Here is a 24,132-nt window from a genome sequence, read left to right on the forward strand (position 1 = left end):
GACGGGGCAGCGGTCAGGAGCGTACTTCGAGCAGCGGGACCAGCTGCTCCACGGGAGTCATCGAACCGTGGTTGCCCACCAGCGCGGACTCCTTGGGCTCCCGCTCGGAGGCGATGATCAGGACGTCGTCGGACGCGGCCGCGATCACGTCGCCGAGCCGGGCGTACACCCGTTCGTCCACGTGCGGCCCGAACCAGCCGGCCTTGATCGCCTCATCGCGCGAGGCCACCCAGAACTGCTCGCCGAGCACCTCGCGCCAGCAGGTGAGTACGTCGTTCGCGGCGCCCGGCACCGCGTACACATGGCGGGCCCGGCCCTCGCCGCCGAGCAGGGCGACCCCGGCGCTCAGTTCCCAGTCCGTGTCGAAGTCGAAGCGGTGCTCCTCGTCGAACGGCACGTCGATCATGCCGTGGTCGGCGGTGACGTAGAGCGCGCTGCGCGGGGGCAGTTGCTCGGCGAGGCGCTGGGCGAGCCGGTCGACGTACATCAGCTGGCCGCGCCAGGTGTCGGAGGCGACGCCGTAGCGGTGGCCCGCGCCGTCGAGTTCGGCGTAGTACGTGTACACCAGCGAGCGGTCCCCGGCGGCCAGTTGCGCGGCCGCGAGGTCCATCCGCTCCTCGCCGGACAGCCTGCCGTGGAAGCTGCCGCCGCTGAGCGCGACCTTGGTGAGCGGGGTGTGCTGAAACGTGGGCGAGGAGACCTGTGCGGCGTGCACCCCGGCGTCATGGGCCAGCTGGAAGACGGTGGGGTACGGCTGCCAGCGGCGCGGGTCGGTGTACGGCTGCCAGCGGAGCTGGTTCATCAGCGCGCCGGTGGCCGGGTCACGGACCGTGTAGCCGGGCAGGCCGTGCGCGCCGGGGGGCAGGCCGGTGCCGACGGAGGCGAGGGAGGCCGCGGTGGTCGCCGGGTAGCCCGCGGTGAGCGGCCGCCCGGTACCGCCGCGCGAGCTGCCGAGCAGCGAGTTGAGGAAGGGCGCCTCGTCCGGGTGGGCGCGCAGCTGCTCCCAGCCGAGGCCGTCGACCAGGAAGACGCAGGCGCGGTCGACCGAGGCGAGCTCCGTGATCGCGGCGGTCATGCCGGGGACGCCCATGCCGGCGGCGAGCGTGGGGAGCAGGTCGGCGAGGGAGCCGGTGCCGTACTCGGGCAGCGGGGCGGTGGCCAGGGCGAGGGGCTCCGGGTGGTCCCAGGCGGAGAGCTGGGACATCAGCGGTCGAGGTCCGCGGTCGCCTCGGAGAGGGCCTGCGCGAAGGCGAGCGCCTCGCGCACCGTCTCGGGACCGTCCCCTGCCTCGCTGACGCGCAGGCTGAGGTCGTCGGCCGTGGAGTTGCCCGTGTAGCCGTGGTCGGCGTCGCAGTTGGGGTCGCCGCAGGCGGCGGGCTCCAGGTCGATCCGGCTGACCGCGCCCCAGCCGATGGTCAGCACGACCTCGCGGGGCAGGGTGCCCGGGGTGTACTGCTCAGGGTTGGCGACCACCCGGCTGACCACCACGGACGAGATCCGGCCGAGCTTCACCGACTCGGTGGAGGTGGTGGCGTACGGCGTCGGGGAGGTGCTGTCGGCGGCCTGCTCGTCGGTGTGGCTGACGATGAAGCGGTGGCCGGTGAGGACCAGGACGGTCACATGGCGGCGCACCTCGTTCTGGTCGAACGTGGTCTCCTGGTGGACCAGGTACGACCGGATGGGCTCGCCGCCCACGGCAGCCTCCACCGCCTCGGCCACGAGGGCCGGGTAGTAGCCGCTGCGCTCGATCGCCGCTCGCAGCCCCTGGGTCGTCGTACTGGTCTTGGCCATGGCGTCCATCCTAGTCCGTGGACAGGGGCACTCCGGGCCAACGGGGCGGGCCGCCGGCGGGGGCTCCCGGCGTGTCAGGGGCGCCGGAACCGGGCGTCCGCGGGTCCGGTGGCCGCGTGCTCCCGGGACCGGCCCGTGTCCGGTTCCTCGGGACCGGCCCGTGTCCGATCTCCACCCGCTCGGCGGCGATCAGCCAGGACACGGGTTCAGATCCACCGGCGTCCGCCTCGAACGCGACCACGACGGGCGGCCGCTCCCCGAGGCTGCGGACCAGGCGCTCGGCCTCGTCGGCGGTGGGCGCGCGGAAGACCGGATCCTGGAAGGCGGCCGGGCAGGACACCAGGGCGGGTGCGACGAAGACCACTTCCAGGACGTGGTGGTACGTGAGGTCGTGATCGGCGGCGAGCCGCAGCGCCCCGGCGTCCCAGCCGGTCACCTCCCAGTCCCACCAGCTGCCCTCGGGGAGCCGCTGCCCGGCGATCTCCATGGGGCGCCGCTTCAGTAGGCCGGCATGGTGCGCGGGCCGTGGTCGTCGCGGGCGGGCGGGGGCGCGAGGCGGACGGTGGCGCCGAGGACGTTCGCGCCGTGCGGGGCCACGACGACCGGTTCCAGGGTGACGGCGACCACCTCGGGGTGGTCGTCGACCAGGCGGGAGACCCGCAGCAGCAGTTCCTCCAGGGCCGGGGTGTCGACGGGGGTGGAGCCGCGCCAGCCGAACAGCAGGGGCGCGGTGCGGATCGCGCGCACCAGCGAGGTCGCCTCCCGGTCGGTGACCGGGATCAGCCGGTGCGCCGTGTCGTCCAGCAGCTGGGAGGCCGCGCCGGCGAGACCGAAGGACAGCACGGCTCCGGCCGCCGGGTCGATCACGGTCCGTACGACGGTGTCGACGCCCCGGGGCGCCATCCCCTGCACCACAGGGCGCAGCTCCTCCGGCTTGCCGAACAGCTCGCTCAACTCCGCGTACGCCCGGCGCAGTTGCTCCTCGTCCGCCAGGTCGAGCCGTACGCCGCCCAGGTCGGCGCGGTGCCGCAGGTGCGGGGCGGTCGCCTTCAGGGCCACCGGGTAGCCCAGGGCGCGGGCGGCCGCCACGGCGTCGTCGGGGGTGGGTGCGGGGAGCGCGCGGCGCACCTGGATGCCGTACTTCGCGAGCAGCTCGCAGGTCTGCGCGTCCGAGATCGTGAGCCCCTCCCCGCGCTCCAGCAGCTCCCCGATCAGCCACGCGGCCCCCTTCTCGTCGATGTCCTCGTACTCCGGCACCCTCCCGGGCTCGGCCGCCTCCCGCCGCCACTGTCCGTACCGAACCGCTTCGGCGAGCGCGCGCACGGCGCGTTCGGCGGCGGGGTAGGCGGGGATGAGGCGAGGGGTTTCCGAGGCGGGCGCCCCGTCCGCCTCCGTGGTGGGCGGACGTTCCGCGGGACCGGACAGACGTTCCGCAGGGCGGAACGGCTGGGCACCGCCACCAGCACCGAGCGCCCTCTCGGTGCCGGGGGCCCTCTCGACACCGGCTGCCCGCACCGCGGCCGGTGCCGTGCTCGCCGCCGCCGACAGCGCCTCCGCCAGCCCGCCCAGCTCCACATGCACCACCAGGACCGGCTTCCCCGGCACCCCGGCGGCAGCCGAGCGCAGGGCCTCCGCCAGCTCCGCGTCCCCCGGCGACGCCTCCCCGATCGCGGGTATCGCCGTCACCACGACGGAGTCGTTCGTGTCGTCGGCCAGCGCGGCGCTCAGCGCCCGGTGGAAGTCCTCCGGTGTGGCCCCGGTCGTCAGATCGAGCGGCCGCGCCGGCCGCAGGCCCTCGGCCAGGCACCGGTCGTACGTCAGCACGCCCAGCGACTCGGAGTTGCCGAGGATCGCGACCCGGGGCCCGGCGGGCAGCGGCTGCCGGGCGAGCAGCAGCCCGGCGTCGACCAGCTCCGTGATGGTGTCGACCCGGATCACCCCGGCCTGCCGCAGCAGCGCGGAGACGGTCGCGTGCGGCAGCCGCGTGGCGCGCACCGCGTGTCCCTGCGGGGCCGTGCCCGTGCCCTGCACCACGACCAGCGGCTTGGCCGCCGCCGTCCGCCGGGCGAGCCGGGTGAACTTGCGCGGGTTGCCGATGGTCTCCAGGTACATGAGGACGACATCGGTGTCCGGGTCCTCGTACCAGTACTGGAGGACATCGTTGCCGGACACGTCCGCCCGGTTGCCCGCGGAGACGAACGTGGAGACGCCGGTGGTGCCGGTGACCCCGCCGCCGCGCCGGTGCAGCCGGGACAGCAGCGCGATGCCGATGGCGCCGGACTGGGCGAACATGCCGATGCGGCCGGGGCGCGGCATCTCGGGGGCGAGGGAGGCGTTCAGCCGTACGTCCGCGGCGGTGTTGATGACGCCGAACGCGTTGGGCCCGATGATCCGCATGCCGTACGCGCGCGCCTGCTGCACCAGTGCCCGCTGCCGCTCCCTGCCCTCAGGACCGCTCTCGGCGTACCCGGCGCTGAGCACGACGAGCCCCTGGACGCCGTGTTCCCCGCACTCGGCGACCACCGCGGGCACGTACTCGGCCGGTACGGCGACGACGGCGAGGTCCACGGGCCCGTCGACGTCCCGCACACTGCGGTACGCGGCCACCCCGTCGACCTCCGCCAGGTCCTCGGGGAACGCCTTGTTCACGGCGTACAGCGGGCCTTCGTACCCGGCGTCGCGGATGTTGGCGAGGACGCTGCGGCCGACCCCGCCGGGTGCGCGGCCGACGCCGATGACCGCGACGGAGCCGGGCGCGAGCAGCCGCTGCACCGAGCGTGCCTCGGCGCGCTGCTCGCGCGCGTACTGCACGGCGAGGGCGCGGTCGGTGGGTTCGAGGTCCAGTTCCAGGCGTACGACGCCGTCCTCGAAGCTGCGCTTCTGGGTGTACCCGGCGTCCGTGAACACCTTGATCATCTTGTTGTTGGCGGGCAGCACCTCGGCGGCGAAGCGGCGGATGCCCCGCTCCCGGGCGACGGCCGCGATGTGCTCAAGAAGGGCGGAGGCGACCCCCCTGCCCTGGTGGGCGTCCTGCACCAGGAAGGCGACCTCCGCCTCGTCGGAGGGCCCGGACGCGGGCGCGCCGCCGGCCCCGATGCGGTCGTAGCGCACGGTCGCGATGAACTCGCCGCCCACGGTGGCCGCGAGGCCCACCCGGTCCACGAAGTCGTGGTGCGTGAAGCGGTGGACGTCCTTGGCGGAGAGCCGGGGGTAAGGGGCGAAGAAACGGTAGTACTTGGACTCGTCCGAGACCTGCTCGTAGAAGTGGACCAGGCGGTCGGCGTCGTCGACGGTGATGGGCCGGATGCGGGCGGTCCCTCCGTCCCGCAGCACCACGTCCGCCTCCCAGTGCGCGGGGTACTCGTACCGGCTCTGCGGTTCCGCCGAGGTTCGCATGGGCCCCAGCGTACGGCTCGCGTACGACAACGGCGCGGGGCACTCTGTGGAGCACGGCGGAGGGGGTGCGCAGCCCCTCTTCTGGCATGCGTCACGATATGGAACACTGGTCTAGACAACCCTGAAACAGTGAAGGGCAGCAACACATGGCTGAGCGCCGCGTCAACGTCGGCTGGGCCGAGGGTCTTCACGCCCGCCCCGCCTCCATCTTCGTCCGGGCCGCCACGGCCGCAGGCATCCCGGTGACGATCTGCAAGGCCGGCGGCACCCCGGTCAACGCGGCTTCCATGCTGGGCGTTCTGGGCCTGGGCGCCCAGGGCGGCGAGGAGATCGTGCTCGCCTCCGAGGCCGAGGGCGCGGACGTCGCCCTGGACCGGCTGGCCAAGCTGGTCGCCGAGGGCCTGGAAGAGCTGCCCGAGACGGTCTGAGCGGGAGCCGGGTCCGTCTGCGCGGACCCGGGGCGGTCCGCGCTGGATATCGAGAAGCCGCGCCATCCTCAGTGGGTGGCGCGGTTTCCGCGTTTTCGGCGCGCCACCGTATTGGTCGCGGCCGGCATTCACCATGACCCGCTCACGGAAATTCAGGGCATCCGGAAATACACGGCTGTCGAATATCCCGCCCACTTTGTATACGGCACCGGTGTTAATTCCCCGCACCGGACATGTTTACGGCATGTTGCGAAGTGCGCGGCGCGGCTGTGGGGACCCGCAGCCGGTGCGCCGCCGTCGCCCGCTCGGTGTGCAGCGCGGTCACCGCGCGGGCGCGCTCGCCGTCGCCGCGGGCCACCGCGTCCACGATCGCGCCGTGCTCCGCCCAGGTGCCGACGACGTCGGGCGGGGTGTCCACCGTGTACATCCAGGCGATCTTGTGGCGCAGTTGGACAAGAGTCGAGGTCAGCGAGGGGCTGCCGCAGGACTGGGCCAGCGTCTCGTGGAACCAGCCGTCCAGGGCGCGCAGATCCTCGCCGCCGCCCCTTCTGGCGCGCTCCTGGCCCAGCCGGACCAGGCCGCGCAGCACCTTCAGATGGGCCTCGGTGCGGCGCCGGGCGGCGCGCGCGGCACCGAGCGGCTCCAGCAGCAGGCGCATCTCCAGCAGGTCGGCGGCCTCCTGCTCGGTCGGCTCGGCGACGCAGGCGCCCGCGTGCCGCCGGGTCACCACGAAGCCCTCCGCCTCCAGGGTGCGCAGGGCCTCGCGCACGGGGACACGGGAGACGCCGTAGCGGCGGGCGAGCACCTCCTCGGTGAGGCGGCCGCCGCGTTCGAGGGCGCCGGTGACGATGTCGTCCCGGATCGCCGTGCACACCGATCGCGCCGGAATACGCATGACCGACCTCCGCCTTAATACCCGCGACACGACGCCGACGACGGGCGCGTGTTTTCCGTGACTCTATTCCACCGCACCGGAATTTCCGATGGCGAGTCCCGAATCATGGATATTTTTTGGACAGGGCACGGCGAGAACGGCCGGGGAATGGCGAAAGCCCCGGCCGGGTGGGCCGGGGCTTTCGATGCCGTACGGGTCGGTCAGACGTTCACGCCGTGGCTGCGGAGGTAGGCCAGGGGGTCGACGTCGGAGCCGTAGTCGGGGCCGGTGCGCGCCTCGAAGTGCAGATGCGGGCCGGTGACGTTGCCGGTCGCGCCGGACAGGCCGATCTGCTGGCCCGCGGTGACCTGCTGGCCCACCGTGACACCGATGGACGACAGATGGCCGTACTGGGTGTACATGCCGTCGGCCATGCGGAGCACGATCTGGTTGCCGTACGCCCCGCCCCAGCCGGTGGAGACGACGGTGCCGACGCCGACCGCGTGCACGGGGGTGCCGGTCATGGCGTGGAAGTCGATACCGGTGTGGGAGCCGGAGGACCACAGAGAGCTGCTGGCCTTGTAACCGGTGGACACGTAGGAGTGCGCGATCGGGGCGACGAAGGCGTTCAGCCGCTTGCGCTCGGCCTCGCGGGCGGCGCGGGCCTTGGCCGCACGGGCCTCCTTGGCGCGCACCGCGGCGGCCCTCTCGGCCGCCTCGTGCTCGGCGATCCGCTGCTGGGCGACGGCCTGGGCGTCGATGTGCTCGGCGAGGTCGTCGCTGGCGGTGAGCACCGGGGTGAGGCCGGTCTGCTCGACGGTGTGCTCGGCGGCGAGCGCCGGGGACGCGGCGAGGGTGCCGATGACACCGGTGGTCGTCAGGGCCGCGACGCCGGCCGCCTGGGCGGTGGTGCGCTTGACCCGGCCGGGCTTGCGGTGCTTCCCGGTGGCGCATATGAACGCCATGTGTGTGGCTGTTCCTTTCCTTCCCTCTCGCCTACCGGGTTAGCTGACGGGTTCGGAGCAGGAAGGTCTCCTACGGGCCCCGCGCTCGCGCACGGACGCCCGATTCACCCCAGGGACGTGTGGGTCCCCGGCTCCCCTGACTCGCGTCTCGGGGACTCGGCGATGGCTGTCCGGTGCCGCGGCTGCGGCGCACTGCCCGACGGACAACCCGGACGACGCTAAGCGGACCGGCTCTCAATCCTCAAACAGAACGCGGCTTTTGTAGCGCATCCCACAGGGCAGACGGGCAACCTCCGCCTCAATTCGGACATCTTGAGGAGAGAGTGGAACAAAGTGGGGCCCTGACGACCCGTAGGCCGTCAGGGCCCCACCCGTAAGGGGACCGCCCGCGTGTGCGGTTACTCGGCCGCCACCACGGTGACCTGGCCGATGCCCAGCGCCTCCACGGGCGCCTTGATCTCCGACGCGTCCCCCACGAGGACCGTCACCAGGCGGTCCACCGGGAAGGCGTTGACGACCGCCGCGGTGGCCTCCACGGTGCCCGTCGCGGCCAACTGCCGGTAGAGCGTCGCCTGGAAGTCGTCGGGCAGATGCTGCTCCAGCTGGTCGGCGAGCGTGCCCGCGACGGCCGCCGCGGTCTCGTACTTCAGCGGCGCGACCCCGACGAGGTTCTGCACGGCGACGTCCCGCTCGGCGTCGGTCAGGCCCTCCGCCGCGAGGGTGCGCAGCACCTTCCACAGGTCGTCCAGCGCGGGGCCGGTGTTGGGGGTGTCCACGGAGCCGCTGATGGCCAGCATGGAGGCGCCGTTGCCGTCGGGCCCGGAGCGGAGCACCTGGCCGAACGCGCGCACACCGTAGGTGTAGCCCTTCTCCTCGCGCAGGACGCGGTCCAGGCGGGAGGTGAGGGTGCCGCCGAGGCAGTAGGTGCCGAGCACCTGGGCGGGCCACACCCGGTCGTGCCGGTCCGAGCCGACCCGGCCGATGAGCAACTGCGTCTGGACGGCGCCGGGCCGGTCCACGATGACGACGCGCCCGGTGTCGTCGGCCGTCACCGCGGGCACGGGGCGGGGCTCGCCCGGGGTGCCGGTCCAGGCGCCCAGGGTCTCGCCGAGCAGCGCGTCCAGGTCGATGCCGGTGAGGTCGCCGACCACGACCGCGGTGGCGGTGGCGGGGCGCACATGGCGGTCGTAGAAGGCGCGTACGGCGGCCGCGTCGATCTTCTCGACGGTCTCCTCGGTGCCCTGGCGCGGCCGGGACATGCGCGCGGTCGCCGGGAACAGCTCCTTGGAGAGCTCCTTGGCCGCGCGCCGGGCCGGGCTGGCCAGCTCGTGCGGGATCTCGTCCAGGCGGTTGCGGACCAGCCGCTCGACCTCGCTCTCGGCGAAGGCGGGGGCCCGCAGCGCGTCGGCGACCAGGCCGAGCCCCTTGGCCAGGCGCGAGGCGGGGACCTCCAGGCTGATCCGGACGCCGGGGTGGTCGGCATGGGCGTCCAGGGTGGCGCCCGCGCGCTCCAGCTCGGCGGCGAACTCCTCGGCGGAGTGCTTGTCGGTGCCCTCGGAGAAGGCGCGCGCCATGATGGTGGCGACGCCGTCCAGACCGGCCGGCTCGGCGTCCAGGGGGGCGTCCAGGAGCACCTCGACGGCGACGACCTGCTGACCGGGGCGGTGGCAGCGCAGCACGGTCAGGCCGTTGTCGAGCGCGCCGCGCTCGGGGGCCGGGAAGGCCCACGGCTTCGCCTCGCCGGCCTGCGGCTGCGGGTGGAAGTCCATGGTGGCGAGCTGCTCGGTCACTTCGCCGTCTCCTCGTTCTCGTTTCCGGCCTCTACGGTGGCCTCCGACTCCGGGTCCTGAGGCACATCGGCGTCCTCGACGGCCTGCGGGGACTTCGGCTCGTAGACCAGGACGGCGCGGTTGTCGGGGCGCAGCCGGGCCTTGGCGACCTCCCGGACCTCCTCGGGGGTGACCTCCAGGATGCGCTGCACGGCGTTCAGGGCGAGCTGCGGGTCGCCGAACAGGACGGCGTAGCGGCACAGTTCGTCGGCGCGGCCCGCGACGGTGCCGAGCCGGTCCAGCCACTCGCGCTCCAACTGGGCCTGGGCGCGCTCCATCTCCTCCGCGGTGGGGCCCTCCTCGGCGAACCGGGCCAGCTCCTCGTCGATGGCGGTCTCGATGACCGGCACCTCGACGTCGCCCGAGGTCTTCACGTCCAGCCAGCCCATGGAGGGCGCCCCGGCCAGCCGCAGCAGCCCGAACCCGGCCGCGACGGCCGTACGGTCGCGCCGCACCAGCCGGTTGTACAGCCGGGAGGACTCGCCGCCGCCGAGGACGGTCAGGGCGAGGTCGGCCGCGTCGCAGTCGCGCGTGCCGTCCTGCGGCAGCCGGTAGGCGGCCATCAGGGCGCGCGCCGGGACCTCCTCGACGACGACCTCGCGCAGCTGCTCGCCGATGACCTCCGGCAGGGAGCCGTCACGGGGCGCGGACTTGCCGTCATGGCCCGGGATGGAGCCGAAGTACTTCTCGATCCAGGCGAGGGTCTGCTCGGGGTCGATGTCGCCGACCACGGAGAGCACCGCGTTGTTCGGCGCGTAGTAGGTGCGGAAGAACTGGCGGGCGTCCTCCAGGGTGGCCGCGTCCAGGTCCGCCATCGAGCCGATCGGCGTGTGGTGGTAGGGGTGGCCCTCGGGGTACGACAGGGCGGTCAGCTTCTCGAAGGCGGTGCCGTAGGGGACGTTGTCGTAGCGCTGGCGGCGCTCGTTCTTGACGACGTCGCGCTGGTTCTCCATGGACTCGTCGTCCAGCGCGGTCAGCAGCGAGCCCATGCGGTCGGCCTCCAGCCAGAGCGCGAGCTCCAGCTGGTGGGCGGGCATGGTCTCGAAGTAGTTGGTGCGCTCGAAGCTGGTGGTGCCGTTGAGCGAACCGCCTGCGCCCTGCACCAGCTCGAAGTGGCCGTTGCCCTTGACCTGTCCGGAACCCTGGAACATCAGGTGCTCGAAGAGGTGGGCCAGGCCGGTGCGCCCCTTGACCTCGTGGCGGGAGCCGACGTCGTACCAGAGGCAGACCGCCGCCACCGGGGTCAGGTGGTCCTCGGAGAGCACCACGCGCAGACCGTTGGCCAAGCGGTGCTCGGTCGCTGTCAGGCCCCCGGAGCCTGCCTCGGCTGTGGTCGTGTGACCCATGGGCATGTACGTCCCTTCGCGAGCGGAGGCGGTTGTGAAAACCGCGTTTTTCCTGCCGTTCCTGCCACTGTATGCAAAGCGTGCGAGGCCTCGGCGAAGTTCCCGCGGCACGTACGCCGACAGCGGATCGCGTAGCCTGCCTCGCACCCGGATCACGGTGATCGTCCGGGGCGCCGGTCCGGGTTGTCAGTGCCCCGGTCCACAATGGTCCGCGACAGATCCGTCAGACGCTTCAGCATGAGCGAGCCGAAGGGTGCGCGCCCCGAAGGCGAGCGATCAGATCAGGAGGAGCCGGCAGCGATGGCCCGCCGCAGCACGAAGACCCCGCCGCCCGACGATTCGTACGAGGAGAAGATCCTCGACATCGACGTCGTGGACGAGATGCGTGGCTCCTACCTCGAGTACGCGTACTCGGTCATCTACTCGCGCGCCCTGCCGGACGCCCGTGACGGCCTCAAGCCGGTGCACCGCCGGATCGTCTATCAGATGAACGAGATGGGCGTGCGCCCCGAACGCGGCTATGTGAAGTGCGCGCGTGTCGTGGGCGAGGTCATGGGCAAGCTCCACCCGCACGGCGACGCGTCGATCTACGACGCCCTGGTGCGCATGGCCCAGCCCTTCTCCATGCGGCTGCCGCTGGTCGACGGCCACGGCAACTTCGGCTCGCTGGGCAACGACGACCCGCCGGCCGCCATGCGGTACACCGAGTGCCGGATGGCCGAGGCCACCAGCCTGATGACCGAGTCCATCGACGAGGACACGGTCGACTTCACGCCGAACTACGACGGCCAGGAGCAGGAGCCGGTGGCCCTGCCCGCCGCCTTCCCGAACCTCCTGGTCAACGGCTCCTCGGGCATCGCGGTCGGGATGGCGACCAACATGCCGCCGCACAATCTGCGCGAGGTCGTGGCCGCCGCCCGCCATCTGGTCAGGAACCCGAACGCGGACCTGGACGCGCTGATGAAGCACGTCCCCGGCCCGGACCTGCCCACCGGTGGCCGGATCGTCGGCCTGGACGGCATCCGGGACGCGTACGCGACCGGCCGCGGCACCTTCAAGATGCGTGCGACGGTCTCGGTCGAGCCCGTGACCGCCCGCCGCAAGGGCCTGGTGGTCACCGAACTGCCGTTCACGGTGGGCCCGGAGAAGGTCATCGCGAAGATCAAGGACCTGGTCAACGCGAAGAAGATCCAGGGCATCGCCGACGTCAAGGACCTCACCGACCGCGAGCACGGACTGCGCCTGGTCATCGAGATCAAGAACGGCTTCGTGCCCGAGGCCATCCTGGAGCAGCTCTACAAGCTGACGCCGATGGAGGAGTCCTTCGGCATCAACAACGTGGCCCTGGTGGACGGCCAGCCGCTCACCCTGGGCCTGAAGGAACTCCTCGAGGTCTACCTCGACCACCGCTTCAACGTGGTGCGCCGGCGCAGCGAGTTCCGCCGTGGCAAGAAGAGCGACCGGCTGCACCTGGTCGAGGGTCTGCTGACCGCCCTGGTCGACATCGACGAGGTCATCCGGCTGATCCGGTCCAGCGACAACTCCGCGCAGGCCAAGGAGCGCCTGATGGGGCGCTTCTCGCTGAGCGAGGTGCAGACGCAGTACATCCTCGACACGCCGCTGCGCCGGCTCACCAAGTACGACCGCATCGAGCTGGAGGCGGAGAAGGCCAAGCTCACCGAGGAGATCGCGGAGCTGACCCGGATCCTGGACTCCGACCAGGAGCTGCGCAAGCTGGTCTCGGCCGAACTGGCCGCCGTGGCCAAGAAGTTCGGCACCGACCGGCGCACCGTCCTGCTGGAGGCCGGCGGCGCCCCGGCGGCGGTCGTGCCGCTCCAGGTGGCCGACGACCCGTGCCGGGTGCTGCTGTCCTCCACGGGGCTGCTGGCGCGTACGGCGACCGCCGAGCCGTTCCCCGGCCAGGCGGGCGGCAAGCGGGTCAAGCACGACGTGATCATCTCGGCGGTGCCGGCGACGGCGCGCGGTGAGATCGGCGCGGTGACCTCGACGGGCCGGCTGCTGCGGATCAACGTGGTCGACCTGCCGCAGCTACCCGAGGCGACGGGCGCGCCGAACCTCTCCGGGGGCGCGCCGCTCACGGAGTTCGTGTCCCTGGAGGACGACGAGAGCGTGGTCTGCCTGACCACGCTGGACGAGTCCTCCCCCGGTCTCGCGCTCGGCACCGAGCAGGGTGTGGTCAAGCGCGTGGTGCCCGACTACCCGTCCAACAAGGACGAGTTGGAGGTCATCACGCTCAAGGAGGGCGACCGGATCGTCGGCGCGGTGGAGCTGCGCACCGGCGAGGAGGACCTGGTCTTCATCACGGACGACGCGCAACTGCTGCGCTTCCAGTCCTCGATCGTGCGTCCGCAGGGCCGCCCGGCGGGCGGTATGGCGGGCATCAAGCTCACCGAGGGCGCGAAGGTCATCTGCTTCACGGCGGTCGACCCGGCCGCCGACGCGGTGGTCTTCACGGTGGCCGGCTCGCGCGGCACCCTGGACGACTCGGTGCAGACGACGGCCAAGCTGACGCCGTTCGACCAGTACCCGCGCAAGGGCCGGGCCACCGGTGGCGTGCGCTGCCAGCGGTTCCTGAAGGGCGAGGACTGTCTGGCACTGGCCTGGACGGGCCCGGTGCCCGCGCGCGCGGCGCAGAAGAACGGCACCCCGGCCGAGCTGCCGGAGCCCGACCCGCGCCGGGACGGCTCGGGCACCTCGCTGCCGAAGACGGTGTCGGTGGTCGCGGGGCCGGTCTTCTAGTCAGCCGCTGTAGGGCGGCTGCTAGCCGCCGCAGGGCTCCGGGTCGGGTTCGTCCTCGGAGCCCTGTACGTAGCGCAGGACGCCCCACATGCCGTGCTCGTCGGCGTGCGGGGCGTCGCTCTCGCAGCCCTTCAGTTCGCTGCCGAGCGCCTCGGTGTCGATGCCGGAGCCGATCAGCACCAGTTGGGTGCGGCGTTCGTCGGCGGGCGCCCAGGACTCGGGGTAGAAGCGCAGGAACCGGCCGACGGCGTGCATGGTGTACCGGTTGCGGGGGTCGTTGGGGCCGAGGTCGACATGTCCCTTGATCCGGTACAGCCCCTCGGGCCTGCTGTCCAGGAACCGCATCAGGCGGCGCGGGTCCAGGGGGACGTCGGAGACGAAGGACAGGCTGTCGTAGCCGGTGTGCAGATGCCCGGCGTGGCCGCTGCCGCCGAGGCCGTCCGTGCCGTGGTCGTCGCCCCGGCCGTCGCCATGGTCGTGCAGGTCGTCGAAGGACAGCTGGCCGATGCGTTCCTCGCTCGGCCGGCAGTCGAAGAGGAACTCCGGGTCGATGCGCCCGTAGGTGGCGGGCACGACGGCGGCCCCGTCGGTCAGCGACCCCACCAGAGCGAGCACCCGTTCGGGGTCCGCGGCCCGGTCCAGCTTGTTGACGACGACCAGGTCGGCGAGGGCGAGATGCCGGTCGATCTCGGGGTGCCGCGCGCGCGTGTCGTCGAACTCGGCGGCGTCCACGACCTCGACCAGACCGCCGTAGACGATGCCGGGATGCTCGCTGGCGAGCACCATCCGCACCAGTTCCTGGGGTTCGGCGAGTCCGCTGGCCTCGATGACGATCACATCGACACCGGTCTCGGGTGCGGCGAGCTTGCCCAGGTAGACGTCGAGTTCACCGGCGTCCACGGCGCAGCACAGGCAGCCGTTGCCGAGGGAGACGGTGGAGTCGCCGAGGGCGCCCGCGACGGCCAGCGCGTCGATCTCTATGGCGCCGAAGTCATTGACGATCGCCCCGATCCTGCTGCCCGCGCTGCGGTGCAGCAGGTGATTGAGGAGCGTGGTCTTCCCCGATCCGAGAAACCCGGCCAGGACGACGACCGGAATCTGCTGCTGGGGACGACGACCGCCGTCCGTCTCGTGCGCCGAGTTGTTCCCCAAGGGGCGACCTTTCTCCTGTGACCGGGCTGCGGACCAGGATAAAAGGGTTCGGGGGCGAAGCGCGGACGCCCTGGGGAGAGCTGGTCGAAAGCTTCCGAGGCGGAGGGATGCCTCCTGACCCCGGAAACAGGCGGAGGGCTCACTGAGCCGGGCGGCAGGCCCCAGCCTGGACGCAAGAGTCCCAAGACCGGGGGCGGCGGAGTCCTCGGGCAGGACATCGGGGTCTCGGGCAGGGCGTCGAGGCCTCGGGCGAGGCTTCGAGGTCTCGGGGCGAGCGCGGGAGGCCTTCGACGCCGCCTGCGCGAGGCCTTCGAAACCGGGGCAGCAGGGCGCCGAGCCGGGGCGGGGGACTGCGAGGGCGGTCGGCGGTCCCGGGCCGGGCGAGCCATGAAAGCGGCCGAAGCCGTGGGGGCGGGCGAAGCCGTGAGGGGGGCGACGGGCTCGGGCCCGGTCGACCTGGTCAGGCCGTCGGCCCGTCACACGGTGGGCACCTCCACCGCCGGTTCCGGCCCCACGTATCGCGCTGCCGGGCGGATGATCTTCGAGTCGGCCGCCTGTTCCAGGATGTTGGCGCTCCAGCCCACCACCCGGCCCGCCGCGAAGGTCGGGGTGAACATCTCCCGGGGCAGGCCGCACAGTTCCATGACCACACCGGCGTAGAACTCGACGTTGGTGTGGAGTTCACGGCCCGGCTTCAGCTCGGCGAGGACGGCCTCGACCCGGCGTTCGACCTCCACCGCGAACTCCACCCGGGGGCCGCCGAAGCCGAGGGCGATCTCCCGGAGCATCCGCGAACGCGGGTCCTCCGTGCGGTAGACGGCGTGTCCAAAGCCCATGATCCGCTCGCCGGCCAGCACCCGTTCCCGGATCCAGGCATCGACACGGTCGGGCGTGCCGATCGCGTCCAGGGTGTCCAGGGCCCGGCTGGGCGCCCCTCCGTGCAGCGGGCCGGACAGCGCGCCCACGGCACCGGTCAGACAGGCCGCCGCGTCGGCCCCGGTGGACGCGATGACCCGGGCTGTAAAGGTTGATGCATTGAATCCGTGATCAATGGTGGAGATCAAGTATTGCTCGACCGCCCGCGCTCGACGTGGATCGGGTACCGAACCGGTCAACATGTACAGGTAGTTGGCGGCGTACGGCAGGTCCTCCCGCGGCTCCACGGGCTCAAGCCCCTGCCCCAGCCGGTACAGCGCGGTGAGCAGCGTGGGTACGGCGGCGCAGGCGGCGAGCGCCTCGGCGCGGCGCCGGTCGGCGTCCAGGTCGTACAGCGGCCGGAATCCCCGCGCCGCGCCCAGCAGGGACAGCCCGCTGCGCAGTCCGGCCAGCGGGCCGGAGACGCGGCTCGCGGCGGCGATCGCGGGCAGGCTCGCCCGGACCTCCTCGGGCAGCCGCCGCAGCGCCGCGGTCTCGGCGGCGAAGGCGGCACCACGCTCGGCGTCGGGCAGGGCGCCGTGCATGAGCAGGTGCCAGACGTCCTCGAAGCGGCGGGTGCCGGCGAGGTCGACGGCCGAGTACTGCCGGTAGTGGTAGAAGCCCTCCAGCCCCCGTACGTCGCCGATCTCCGTCTCGGTGACGACGACGCCTGCGAGCCCGCGGGGGACGTCGACGAGGGGTGTTGCGGTCCTATTGATGGCCATGATTGTCCTCTCTCAGCTTGATCCGACTGTCCACTCTTGACGTTTCTACTGTCAATATTGATTAAATCAATGCAAGGAAAGTTGGCCATCAAGATGTGCAGAGACCGCTACGGTGACCCTCATGCGCGATCACGAACCCGCCCCCAACCGCCCGGGGCGAAGGCTGACCACCAAGGAGACCGCCGAACTGCTCGGTGTGAAGCCCGAGACGGTCTACGCGTATGTCAGCCGCGGCCTGCTGAGCAGCAAACGCGAGCCCGGCGGCCGCGCCAGCACGTTCGAGGCGCGCGACGTGGAGGACCTGGCCCGGCGCAACCGCCGTGAGAGCGCCGGGATCCCGGGTTCCGGCGGCGATCTCTCGGTGCGCACCCGGATCACCCTGATCGAGGCCGACCGGTACTACTACCGGGGCGTCGATGCCACCGAACTGGCCGCCCGGCACTCCTACGAGGAGGTCGCGGAGTGGCTGTGGACCGGCCGGCTCGTCCCCGGTACGGCCTTCACCGCGCCCGAGGCGACCGTGCGCGCCGCCCGCCGGGCCGTGCAGGCGCTGCCCGAGCACACCTCCCCCATCGACCGGCTGCGGGTCGCGACGATCGCCGCGGCGGCCGAGGACCCGCTGCGTTTCGACCTGTCCGAAGAGGCCGTCCTGAACACGGCGCGCGTGCTCATCCCCACGCTCGTCGACGCCCTGCCACCGGTCGCACACATCCCCGGGGACGACGCGCCGCTCGCCCACCGCCTGTGGTCCCGGCTGACCGGCCGCCCGGTGGACGAGGACGCCGTGCGCGTACTGGACGCCGCCCTGGCCCTGCTCGCCGATCACGACCTGGCCGCCTCCACGCTCGCGGTCCGGGTCGCCGCCTCCGCGCGGGCGCACGCCTACGCGACCGTCTCGGCCGGTCTCGGCGTCCTGGAGGGCCCGCTGCACGGCGCCAGCAGCGGGCTGGCCCACCGGATGCTGCTGGATGTGCTCGAACTGGGCAACGCGGGCCCGGTGATCGCCGACGAACTGCGCGCCGGGCGCCGCGTCCCCGGGCTCGGCCACCGCCTCTACACCGGCGAGGACCCCCGCGCACAGGTCCTGTTCGGCCTGCTGGAGCAGCTCCCCCGCGCCGAACCCGCCCTGCTCGCCGCCCGCGACATCGTCGCCACGACCGCCCGGCACACCCCGCTGCACGCCAATGTCGACCTGGCGCTCGCGGTGTTCACCTCCTCCTTCGGCATGCCCGCCACCGCCGGCGAGACGATCTTCGCCGTCGCCCGTACCGCGGGCTGGATCGCGCACGCCCTGGAGGAGTACGGCGAACGCCCGCTGCGGATGCGCCCCGTCGGCCACTACGTCGGCCCGCGCCCGCCGCAGCCCCTCCCGGAGGCCGACTGAGTCCCCGCGCGGCACCCACCGGGAGCCACGCCCCCTCCGGGAGGCCACCGCTCCGCCGTGAACGGGCACAGCCCGCGGCCGGAAGTCGCCCTGGCCTGAGTCAGGTTAGGCTCACCTCTGTGAGTAGGTGCGCGTCCGTCTCCCTGAGCCTCGACGAGCCCGTTTCGGCGACGGCGGCCACGGCGACGACATGGCTGCTGCTGGAACAGCCGGGCCCGTGGGGCGCCAAAGCGCTCACTTCGAGCCATCTGGACCCGGCGGTCGGCCGCGCCCTGGAGGCGGCCGCGTCGGACACCGGCGTACGCGTGGCGCTCATCCGGCGCCCCGGCCGCCACGCGGACCCCGGCACCGGCGAGATCCGCCAGGTCTACGCCGCCCACACCGTGCCGGGCCGCGGCTGGTTGCGCGCGGCCACCACCCGCGATCCCCGGCACCTCCTCGATCTGGACCTCGGCGCCCTCGGCGCGGGCGACCACCGCTCCTTCGACGCGGCACTCGACGGGCGCCCGCACACCGGCGATCCGCTCGCGCTCGTGTGCACCAACGGCAAGCGCGACCGCTGCTGCGCCCTGCTGGGCCGACCGCTCGCCAGCGAACTCGCCGCGTCCGGGGAAGACGGGGTCTGGGAGGTCACTCATCTGGGTGGACATCGTTTCGCGCCGACCGTGCTCGTGCTGCCGTACGGCTACGTCTACGGCCGCGCCGACGCGCGCACCCTCAAGAAGGCCCTGGACGGCGTCCGGAAGGGCCGGGTCGCCGTCGCCGGGTGCCGCGGCTGCTCCGCCTTCGAACGCCCCGGTCAGGCGGCCGAGCTGGCGGTGCGCGAGGCGGCGGGCGAGTACCGGGCGGGCGTGCTGGGCGTCGTACGGACCGACGGCGCGGCGCCGCGCTGGGCGGTGACCGTCGCCCATGCCGACGGCCGCCGCTGGCGGGTCACCGTGGCGCGCGGCGCGTCGCTGCCACCGCGGCCGGAGAGCTGCGGCGCCGCGGTGCTCGGCACACCGGCGCGTATGACCGTCGTCGCGGTGCGTGAGCTGCGCCCGACGGCGCTGGCGAGCTGAACCGCGCGGCGGGCGCACCCCGTACTGTCGTCCCCCATGAGTCCGACTCCCTCCGCACGCCGTCTGCGCCTCGGTATGCCACGGCGGGTGTTCTCCCAGGTGCTGCTCATGCAGGTGACGATCGCCGCGGGCGTCGCGGTGCTGGTGACCGGCCTGTTCCTCGCGCCGCTGAGCAAACAGCTGGACCACGAGGCGATGCGCCGCGCGCTGGCCATCGCCGAGACCACGGCCCAGGACCCGCAGATCGCCCAGGGCCTGCTGACCACGCCGCCGACCAAGGACGGCCCGGTGCAGCAGGAGGCCGAGCGGATCCGGCGCGCCACGCACGCCGAGTACATCGTGGTCCTGGACCGGCACTGGGTGCGCTGGTCGCATCCGACCACGTCGCAGATCGGCCGCACAGTGTCCACGAGCCCCTCCGGCGCCCTCGCGGGCAAGGAGGTCATGGAGATCGACCGGGGCACCCTGGGACGCTCCGCGCGCGGCAAGGTACCGCTGTACGACGCCCACCACCGCCTGATCGGGGCGGTCTCGGTCGGCATCGCCTACGACAGCGTGCGCGCCCGGCTGATCGGTGTCATCCCCGGGTTGCTCGCCTACGCCGGCGGCGCCCTCGCGGTGGGCGCGCTGGCCGCCTGGCTGATCGCGCGCCGGGTGCAGCGGCAGACCCGGGACCTCGCCTTCTCCGACATCTCGGCGCTGCTCGCGGAGCGCGAGGCGATGCTGCACGGCATCCGTGAGGGCGTGGTCGCCCTGGACCGGGGCGGGCGGATCCGACTGCTCAACGACGAGGCGCGGCGGCTGCTGGGCATCGGCGACGAGGCCATGGGCCGCGCCCCCGACGAGGCGCTCGGCGAGGGTCGTACGACCGATGTGCTCGCCGGGCGGGTGACCGGCACCGATCTGCTGACGGTGCGCGGCCGGCGGGTGCTGGTCGCCAACCGGATGCCCACCGACGACGGCGGTGCGGTGGCCACCCTGCGCGACCGCACCGAGCTGGAGCAGCTGGGACGCGAACTCGACTCCACGCGCGGGCTGATCGACGCCCTGCGCGCCCAGGACCACGAGCACGCCAACCGGATGCACACCCTGCTCGGGCTGCTGGAACTGGAGATGTACGACGACGCGGCGGAGTTCGTCGGGGAGGTGGTCGGGGATCACCGGGTCACCGCCGAACAGGTCACCGAAAAGGTCCAGGACCCGTTGCTGGCCGCCCTGCTGGTCGGCAAGGCGACGGTGGCGGCCGAGCGCGGGGTCGCCCTGTGGGTGTCGGAACGCAGCAGGCTCCCGGACCGGCTGATCGATCCGCGAGGGCTGGTCACGGTCGTCGGCAACCTGGTGGACAACGCCCTGGACGCGGTCGCGGGCACTCCGCACGCGCGCGTGGAGGTCGAGTTGCGCGTCGAGGGCCGTACCGTCGTGCTCCGGGTACGGGACACCGGGCCCGGAGTGCCGGTGGACCAGCGGGAGTTGGTCTTCACCGAGGGGTGGTCCACCAAGCGGGCGCCCGTGCACGGCAAGCGGGGTCTCGGGCTGTCGCTGGTGCGCCGACTCGCCGAACGCCAGGGCGGCAGCGCGACCGTGGACACCGCGGGCGGGGGCGGTGCGGAGTTCACGGTGGTGCTGCCGGAGGCGCTGGGCGAGCCGGAGCTGGAGCCCGGGTCCGGACGGGAGCCCGAACCCACGGCACGCAACAGTTGATTGCCTTGACCGTCCGCCGTACTACTTGGCCGCCTTGGCGAACTCGGTCGTGTACGTCTTGCTCAGGTCGACGTTCGCGTTCTTGATGTTGGGGTTGAACGCCTTGAGCACCTTCTCCACGGTCTCGGGGCCGTTCTCCGGCATCACACCGTCGTCGGTGAACATCGGCAGGGTGCTCTTCACGGACTGGGTGTAGAGCGCCTTGTCGCCCTGGGAGTAGTCGGCGGGCATCTTGGCGGCTATCTCGTCGGCGCTGTGGGTGGACATCCACTTGAGCGTCTTGACGAATGCGTTGACCAACTTCTGAACGGTCGCCTTGTGTCCCTTCACCCAGTCCGTCTGCATGTACAGACTTGACGACGGGTACGGCCCGCCCAGCGCCTGCTGCGAACCCTCGGGGGTACGCATGTCGAGCAGGATCTTGCCGGCCTTCTTGTCGAGGATCGTCGCTACGGTCGGGTCGGTGGTCATGCCGCCGTCGATCGAGCCCTGCTGGAGCGCCGCGATGAACGTCGGTCCCGCGCCCACCGCGACCGGCGTGAACTCGCTGACGTCCACCCCGTTCTTGACCGCCAGGTACTTGGTGAGGAAGTCGGTCGAGGACCCGAGCCCGGTCACACCCAGCTTGCGGCCCTTGAAGTCCTTGGGCGAGGTGACGTCGCCCGCGGCCTTGGCGGACACGACCTCCACCTCGCCCGGGGCGCGCGAGAACTGGACGACCGACTCGACCGACTTGCCCTTCACCTGGAGGTCGAGGGTGTGGTCGTAGAAGCCGACCGCGCCCTGCACCTGGCCGGCGACGAGCGCGGTCTCGGCCTGGACCCCGGCGGGCTCGGACATGAGCTGGACGTTCAGGCCCTCGTCCTGGAAGTAGCCGAGGCGCTGGGTGAGCATCGCGGGCATGTAGATGACCTTGTCGAGGCCGCCGACCATGATCTTGACGCTCTCGCCCTTGCCGCCGCCTCCGCCGGAGCCGGCCGCGGAACCGGCCGCGTCGTCGGCGCAGGCGGTGAGCGAGGACAGGGCGAGCAGGCCGGCGGCGGCCAGGGAGGCGTGTCTGGCGGTCTTGCGCATGGCGGTTCACGTCCTTGTGAGAGGGCGGTGCGGGTGAGGGTGTGGGGGGGCTGGTCCTGCGGCGGGCCGGCCGGTGGTCCGGGCCGGGGCGCCCGGCTGCCGGAGCCGGTGGGTCAGCTCTCCGAACCGGCCGGTTTCCAGCGGAAGATGCGCCGCTCGGCGAAGGTCAGCAGGCCCTCGGCGGCGAGGGCGACGACGGCGAGGATGACCATCGCGGCGTACACACCGGCGGCGTTGAAGGTGTTCTGCGACTGCGCGACGAGCAGGCCGATGCCCTTGGTCGCGCCGATGTACTCGCCGACGATGGCGCCGATCAGCGCGAAGCCGAAGCTGACATGGAGGCTGGTGAAGATCCAGGAGGTGGCCGACGGGATGACCACCTGGAGAGTCACCCTGCGGTCGCTCGCGCCCAGGACACGGGCGTTGGCCACCAGGTTGCGGTCCACCTCGCGGGCGCCCTGGAAGGCGTTGAAGAACACCGGGAAGAAGACCAGCACCACGGCGGAGGCGACCTTGGAGGACGGGCCGAGTCCGAACCAGATCAGGAAGATGGGCGCAAGGACGATCCGGGGAATCGAGTTGAGCACCTTGATGTATGGACCAAGCACCTCGGCGAGCAGGCCGATCCGGCCCAGCGCGATACCGAGGAGGACACCGGCGACCACACCCACGAGCCAGCCGAGCAGGGCCTCGTAGAGGGTGTACCAGACCTGCTCGCCCAGGGAGCCCAGCGCGGTGCCGTGCAGGACCCACGTGGAGATCTGGTCCCAGATCTTGGAGGGCATCGAGAAGTTGAACGGATCGATGACCCTCGCCCGGGACAGCGCCTCCCACAGACCGAGTACGGCGACCAGGAGCACCACCCGCGCGGTGTTGACGAGGAGCTTGCGGCGGCGGGCGGCCCGGGCGCGGCTCTGCGCGCGGTCGGGAGCCTTGGCGGTGCCGGCGACCGGGGTGTCGAGGACCTCAGGCGGCATGGGCGGCACCCCTCTCGCGGGTGATGCGGACCTCTTCGCCGAGCGACTCCCAGATCTCGCGGTAGATCTCGATGAACCGCGGCTGCAGGCGTACCGCCTCGACCTTGCGTGGCCGGGGCAGATCGATCTCGAAGACCTGCTTGACGGTCGCGGGCCCGGCCGTCATCACGACGACCTTGTCGGCCAGCGCGATGGACTCCTCCAGGTCGTGGGTGACGAAGACGACCGAGGCGCCGGTGCCCTCCCACAGCTCCAGCAGCTCGTCCGACATCAGCGCCCGGGTCTGCACGTCGAGCGCCGAGAACGGCTCGTCCATCAGCAGGATCTCGGGGTCGTTGACGAAGGTGGCGGCGAGGGCGACGCGCTTGCGCTGGCCGCCGGAGAGCTGGTGCGGGTAGCGGTCCTCGAAGGCGGCGAGCCCGACCCGGGCCAGCCACTCGCGGGCCTTCTGCCGGGCCTCCGCCTTGGGGACGCCCCGGAAGCGGGGGCCCGCCATGACGTTCGACAGCACGGTGCGCCAGGGGAAGGTGGCGTCCTGCTGGAAGACGAAGCCGACCTTGTCGCCGACGCCGCCGACCGGCTCCCCGGCGACCATCACCTCGCCCTCGGTGGGCTCTTCCAGCCCGCTGACCAGCGTCAGCGTGGTGGACTTGCCGCAGCCGGTCGGCCCCACGACGGCCACGAACTCACCGCGTCCCACGGTGAGATCCAGACCGCGCACGGCCGTGTGCAGTCCCCCTGACGGGGTTCTGAAGGTCTTGCTCGCGCCCCGCAGCTCGATGGCGGGGCCGGTGTGTGCGCTCATGACCCGGGACGGTAGGTCCGCCCCTGCACGAGCAGCAGTCTTGTGTGCACAAGGCGTTCTTTTGCTCGCAAGAACCTGTTGTGCTCTTTTTGCTCGCGCTACAACTGCGGAGCCGCACGGGCGGGCCGGACGCCCGCCGGCCTTGAAGGAGAGGCCTGATGATTGACGTCCTGGTGGTCGACGACGACTTCCGCGTCGCTGAGATAAACGCCAAATACGTGGGAAAGGTTCCGGGGTTCCGGGTGGCCACCCGCGCGCACAGTGCCGCCCAGGCACTGGCCGCCGTGGAACGCGGCACCATCGATCTGGTGCTGCTCGACCACTATCTGCCGGACCGCACCGGCCTGGAACTCGTCCACCGCATGCGGGAGCAGGGCCATGGCGCGGACGTCATCATGATCACGGCGGCCGGCGATGTCGCCACCGTCCAGCAGGCGATGCGCCTGGGCGCCCTGCACTATCTGGTGAAGCCGTTCACCTTCGCCGCGCTGCGCACCCGCCTCGACTCCTACGCCGCGCTGCGCCGCACCGTCGACCGGGTGGGCGGCCGAGGGGTGGCGGGCCAGGAGCAGGTGGACCGGATCTTCGGGGCACTGCGTACGGCTCCCGCCCCGTCCGCGCCCGGCCTGCCGAGCGGCCACACCGCGCCCACGACGGACCTGATATGCGACGTCCTGTACGGCGCCGACCATCCGCTCTCCGCCCACGAGGTCGCCGCCCGCACCGGCCTGAGCCGCTCCACGGCCCAGCGCTACCTCCGCCACCTGGAACAGGCCGGCCGTCTGCGGCTCTCCCTGAAGTACGGCGACACCGGGCGCCCGGAGCACCGGTACGCGTGGGTGGCGCCGTGACGGTGGCCATCCGGCAGCGCTAGGGCCTCTCGTTTGGATCATGCCGGGCTCGCGGGCCCTGGCACCGCGCCCTGATCCGGCCTGATCCAAACGAAAGA

General features: G+C 72.2%; 19 protein-coding genes and 1 riboswitch. Of the genes, 6 read left to right on the forward strand and 13 right to left on the reverse strand.

Going from position 1 to position 24,132, the window contains the following annotated elements; translation table 11 throughout:
* Positions 1 to 13: 13 nt before the first annotated feature.
* From AB0N90_RS31515 to AB0N90_RS31530, 4 genes are read right to left on the reverse strand one after another with little or no spacing between them, the layout of a single operon-like run.
* Positions 14 to 1,204: a nucleotide pyrophosphatase/phosphodiesterase family protein gene (locus tag AB0N90_RS31515; protein WP_365202373.1), complete on the reverse strand. Its 1,191-nt coding sequence runs from the start codon at positions 1,202 to 1,204 to the stop codon at positions 14 to 16.
* On the reverse strand, positions 1,204 to 1,800 hold the full coding sequence (locus tag AB0N90_RS31520) for a DUF5998 family protein (RefSeq protein ID WP_164932605.1): 597 nt from the start codon (positions 1,798 to 1,800) through the stop codon (positions 1,204 to 1,206). Before AB0N90_RS31520 ends, AB0N90_RS31515 begins: the two co-directional genes overlap by 1 nt.
* 1 nt (position 1,801) lies before the next feature.
* Positions 1,802 to 2,278 (reverse strand): hypothetical protein, encoded by a 477-nt coding sequence (locus AB0N90_RS31525; protein ID WP_365202375.1) that lies wholly within the window; start codon positions 2,276 to 2,278, stop codon positions 1,802 to 1,804.
* An 11-nt stretch (positions 2,279 to 2,289) separates the two neighbouring features.
* Positions 2,290 to 5,187, reverse strand: coding sequence for a GNAT family N-acetyltransferase (locus tag AB0N90_RS31530; protein ID WP_365202377.1), 2,898 nt, complete (start codon positions 5,185 to 5,187; stop codon positions 2,290 to 2,292).
* A 146-nt stretch (positions 5,188 to 5,333) separates the two neighbouring features.
* On the opposite strand from AB0N90_RS31530, the gene AB0N90_RS31535 reads away from it, so the two are divergent.
* A complete protein-coding gene (locus AB0N90_RS31535; protein ID WP_365202379.1) occupies positions 5,334 to 5,615 on the forward strand; it encodes an HPr family phosphocarrier protein in 282 nt (93 codons plus the stop codon).
* A 214-nt stretch (positions 5,616 to 5,829) separates the two neighbouring features.
* Here AB0N90_RS31535 and AB0N90_RS31540 read toward each other — a convergent pair whose 3' ends face one another.
* The 4 genes from AB0N90_RS31540 to AB0N90_RS31555 form a co-directional block, all read right to left on the reverse strand.
* Positions 5,830 to 6,510 (reverse strand): GntR family transcriptional regulator, encoded by a 681-nt coding sequence (locus AB0N90_RS31540; protein ID WP_361677801.1) that lies wholly within the window; start codon positions 6,508 to 6,510, stop codon positions 5,830 to 5,832.
* Positions 6,511 to 6,710: 200 nt separating this feature from the next.
* Positions 6,711 to 7,454, reverse strand: coding sequence for a M23 family metallopeptidase (locus tag AB0N90_RS31545; RefSeq protein WP_365202381.1), 744 nt, complete (start codon positions 7,452 to 7,454; stop codon positions 6,711 to 6,713).
* Positions 7,455 to 7,467: 13 nt separating this feature from the next.
* A riboswitch (cyclic di-AMP (ydaO/yuaA leader) is annotated at positions 7,468 to 7,626 on the reverse strand.
* A gap of 226 nt (positions 7,627 to 7,852) precedes the next feature.
* Positions 7,853 to 9,223 carry a pitrilysin family protein gene (locus AB0N90_RS31550; RefSeq protein ID WP_365202507.1) on the reverse strand — a complete coding sequence of 457 codons (1,371 nt, stop codon included), beginning with the start codon at positions 9,221 to 9,223 and terminating at the stop codon, positions 7,853 to 7,855.
* A 17-nt stretch (positions 9,224 to 9,240) separates the two neighbouring features.
* Positions 9,241 to 10,635: a pitrilysin family protein gene (locus tag AB0N90_RS31555; RefSeq protein ID WP_365202383.1), complete on the reverse strand. Its 1,395-nt coding sequence runs from the start codon at positions 10,633 to 10,635 to the stop codon at positions 9,241 to 9,243.
* A gap of 294 nt (positions 10,636 to 10,929) precedes the next feature.
* On the opposite strand from AB0N90_RS31555, the gene AB0N90_RS31560 reads away from it, so the two are divergent.
* The gene (locus AB0N90_RS31560) at positions 10,930 to 13,389 is read left to right on the forward strand and encodes a DNA topoisomerase IV subunit A (protein ID WP_361677792.1); all 2,460 of its coding nucleotides are present in this window, start codon (positions 10,930 to 10,932) and stop codon (positions 13,387 to 13,389) included.
* A 21-nt stretch (positions 13,390 to 13,410) separates the two neighbouring features.
* Here the strand turns inward: AB0N90_RS31560 and AB0N90_RS31565 are convergent, their stop codons facing one another.
* A complete protein-coding gene (locus AB0N90_RS31565) occupies positions 13,411 to 14,541 on the reverse strand; it encodes a GTP-binding protein (protein ID WP_365202386.1) in 1,131 nt (376 codons plus the stop codon).
* A 476-nt stretch (positions 14,542 to 15,017) separates the two neighbouring features.
* The gene (locus AB0N90_RS31570) at positions 15,018 to 16,181 is read right to left on the reverse strand and encodes a citrate synthase/methylcitrate synthase (RefSeq protein ID WP_365202388.1); all 1,164 of its coding nucleotides are present in this window, start codon (positions 16,179 to 16,181) and stop codon (positions 15,018 to 15,020) included.
* 121 nt (positions 16,182 to 16,302) lie between these two features.
* Here AB0N90_RS31570 and AB0N90_RS31575 point away from each other — a divergent pair, with 121 nt between their 5' ends.
* From AB0N90_RS31575 to AB0N90_RS31585, 3 genes are all read left to right on the forward strand, one after another.
* Complete coding sequence (locus AB0N90_RS31575; RefSeq protein ID WP_365202390.1) at positions 16,303 to 17,565, forward strand: citrate synthase; 1,263 nt, start codon at positions 16,303 to 16,305, stop codon at positions 17,563 to 17,565.
* Between the two features lie 119 nt (positions 17,566 to 17,684).
* Positions 17,685 to 18,626: a sucrase ferredoxin gene (locus AB0N90_RS31580; RefSeq protein ID WP_365202392.1), complete on the forward strand. Its 942-nt coding sequence runs from the start codon at positions 17,685 to 17,687 to the stop codon at positions 18,624 to 18,626.
* A gap of 36 nt (positions 18,627 to 18,662) precedes the next feature.
* A complete protein-coding gene (locus tag AB0N90_RS31585; RefSeq protein ID WP_365202394.1) occupies positions 18,663 to 20,327 on the forward strand; it encodes a sensor histidine kinase in 1,665 nt (554 codons plus the stop codon).
* Between the two features lie 21 nt (positions 20,328 to 20,348).
* Here the strand turns inward: AB0N90_RS31585 and AB0N90_RS31590 are convergent, their stop codons facing one another.
* From AB0N90_RS31590 to AB0N90_RS31600, 3 genes are all read right to left on the reverse strand, one after another.
* Positions 20,349 to 21,401 carry an ABC transporter substrate-binding protein gene (locus AB0N90_RS31590; RefSeq protein ID WP_365202396.1) on the reverse strand — a complete coding sequence of 351 codons (1,053 nt, stop codon included), beginning with the start codon at positions 21,399 to 21,401 and terminating at the stop codon, positions 20,349 to 20,351.
* A 113-nt stretch (positions 21,402 to 21,514) separates the two neighbouring features.
* Entirely contained in the window at positions 21,515 to 22,378 is an 864-nt protein-coding gene (locus tag AB0N90_RS31595; RefSeq protein ID WP_365202398.1) for an ABC transporter permease, read from the reverse strand.
* Positions 22,368 to 23,183: an ABC transporter ATP-binding protein gene (locus AB0N90_RS31600; protein WP_361677769.1), complete on the reverse strand. Its 816-nt coding sequence runs from the start codon at positions 23,181 to 23,183 to the stop codon at positions 22,368 to 22,370. Before AB0N90_RS31600 ends, AB0N90_RS31595 begins: the two co-directional genes overlap by 11 nt.
* A 158-nt stretch (positions 23,184 to 23,341) precedes the next feature.
* On the opposite strand from AB0N90_RS31600, the gene AB0N90_RS31605 reads away from it, so the two are divergent.
* Positions 23,342 to 24,034, forward strand: a complete 693-nt coding sequence (locus tag AB0N90_RS31605) for a response regulator (RefSeq protein ID WP_365202400.1) — start codon at positions 23,342 to 23,344, stop codon at positions 24,032 to 24,034.
* Positions 24,035 to 24,132 lie beyond the last annotated feature (98 nt).

This window comes from Streptomyces sp. NPDC093018, from assembly GCF_040684035.1.
In the GTDB taxonomy this organism is placed as follows: Bacteria; Actinomycetota; Actinomycetes; order Streptomycetales; family Streptomycetaceae; genus Streptomyces; species Streptomyces murinus.

Bases quoted from the DNA above. Each gene is read 5' to 3' on its own strand.
- AB0N90_RS31515 (WP_365202373.1), bottom strand. From the start codon at position 1,204: ATGTCCCAGCTCTCCGCCTGGGACCACCCGGAGCCCCTCGCCCTGGCC.
- AB0N90_RS31520 (WP_164932605.1), bottom strand. From the start codon at position 1,800: ATGGACGCCATGGCCAAGACCAGTACGACGACCCAGGGGCTGCGAGCG.
- AB0N90_RS31525 (WP_365202375.1), bottom strand. From the start codon at position 2,278: ATGGAGATCGCCGGGCAGCGGCTCCCCGAGGGCAGCTGGTGGGACTGG.
- AB0N90_RS31530 (WP_365202377.1), bottom strand. From the start codon at position 5,187: ATGCGAACCTCGGCGGAACCGCAGAGCCGGTACGAGTACCCCGCGCAC.
- AB0N90_RS31535 (WP_365202379.1), top strand. From the start codon at position 5,334: ATGGCTGAGCGCCGCGTCAACGTCGGCTGGGCCGAGGGTCTTCACGCC.
- AB0N90_RS31540 (WP_361677801.1), bottom strand. From the start codon at position 6,510: ATGCGTATTCCGGCGCGATCGGTGTGCACGGCGATCCGGGACGACATC.
- AB0N90_RS31545 (WP_365202381.1), bottom strand. From the start codon at position 7,454: ATGGCGTTCATATGCGCCACCGGGAAGCACCGCAAGCCCGGCCGGGTC.
- AB0N90_RS31550 (WP_365202507.1), bottom strand. From the start codon at position 9,223: ATGGACTTCCACCCGCAGCCGCAGGCCGGCGAGGCGAAGCCGTGGGCC.
- AB0N90_RS31555 (WP_365202383.1), bottom strand. From the start codon at position 10,635: ATGCCCATGGGTCACACGACCACAGCCGAGGCAGGCTCCGGGGGCCTG.
- AB0N90_RS31560 (WP_361677792.1), top strand. From the start codon at position 10,930: ATGGCCCGCCGCAGCACGAAGACCCCGCCGCCCGACGATTCGTACGAG.
- AB0N90_RS31570 (WP_365202388.1), bottom strand. From the start codon at position 16,181: ATGGCCATCAATAGGACCGCAACACCCCTCGTCGACGTCCCCCGCGGG.
- AB0N90_RS31575 (WP_365202390.1), top strand. From the start codon at position 16,303: ATGCGCGATCACGAACCCGCCCCCAACCGCCCGGGGCGAAGGCTGACC.
- AB0N90_RS31585 (WP_365202394.1), top strand. From the start codon at position 18,663: ATGAGTCCGACTCCCTCCGCACGCCGTCTGCGCCTCGGTATGCCACGG.
- AB0N90_RS31590 (WP_365202396.1), bottom strand. From the start codon at position 21,401: ATGCGCAAGACCGCCAGACACGCCTCCCTGGCCGCCGCCGGCCTGCTC.
- AB0N90_RS31595 (WP_365202398.1), bottom strand. From the start codon at position 22,378: ATGCCGCCTGAGGTCCTCGACACCCCGGTCGCCGGCACCGCCAAGGCT.
- AB0N90_RS31600 (WP_361677769.1), bottom strand. From the start codon at position 23,183: ATGAGCGCACACACCGGCCCCGCCATCGAGCTGCGGGGCGCGAGCAAG.
- AB0N90_RS31605 (WP_365202400.1), top strand. From the start codon at position 23,342: ATGATTGACGTCCTGGTGGTCGACGACGACTTCCGCGTCGCTGAGATA.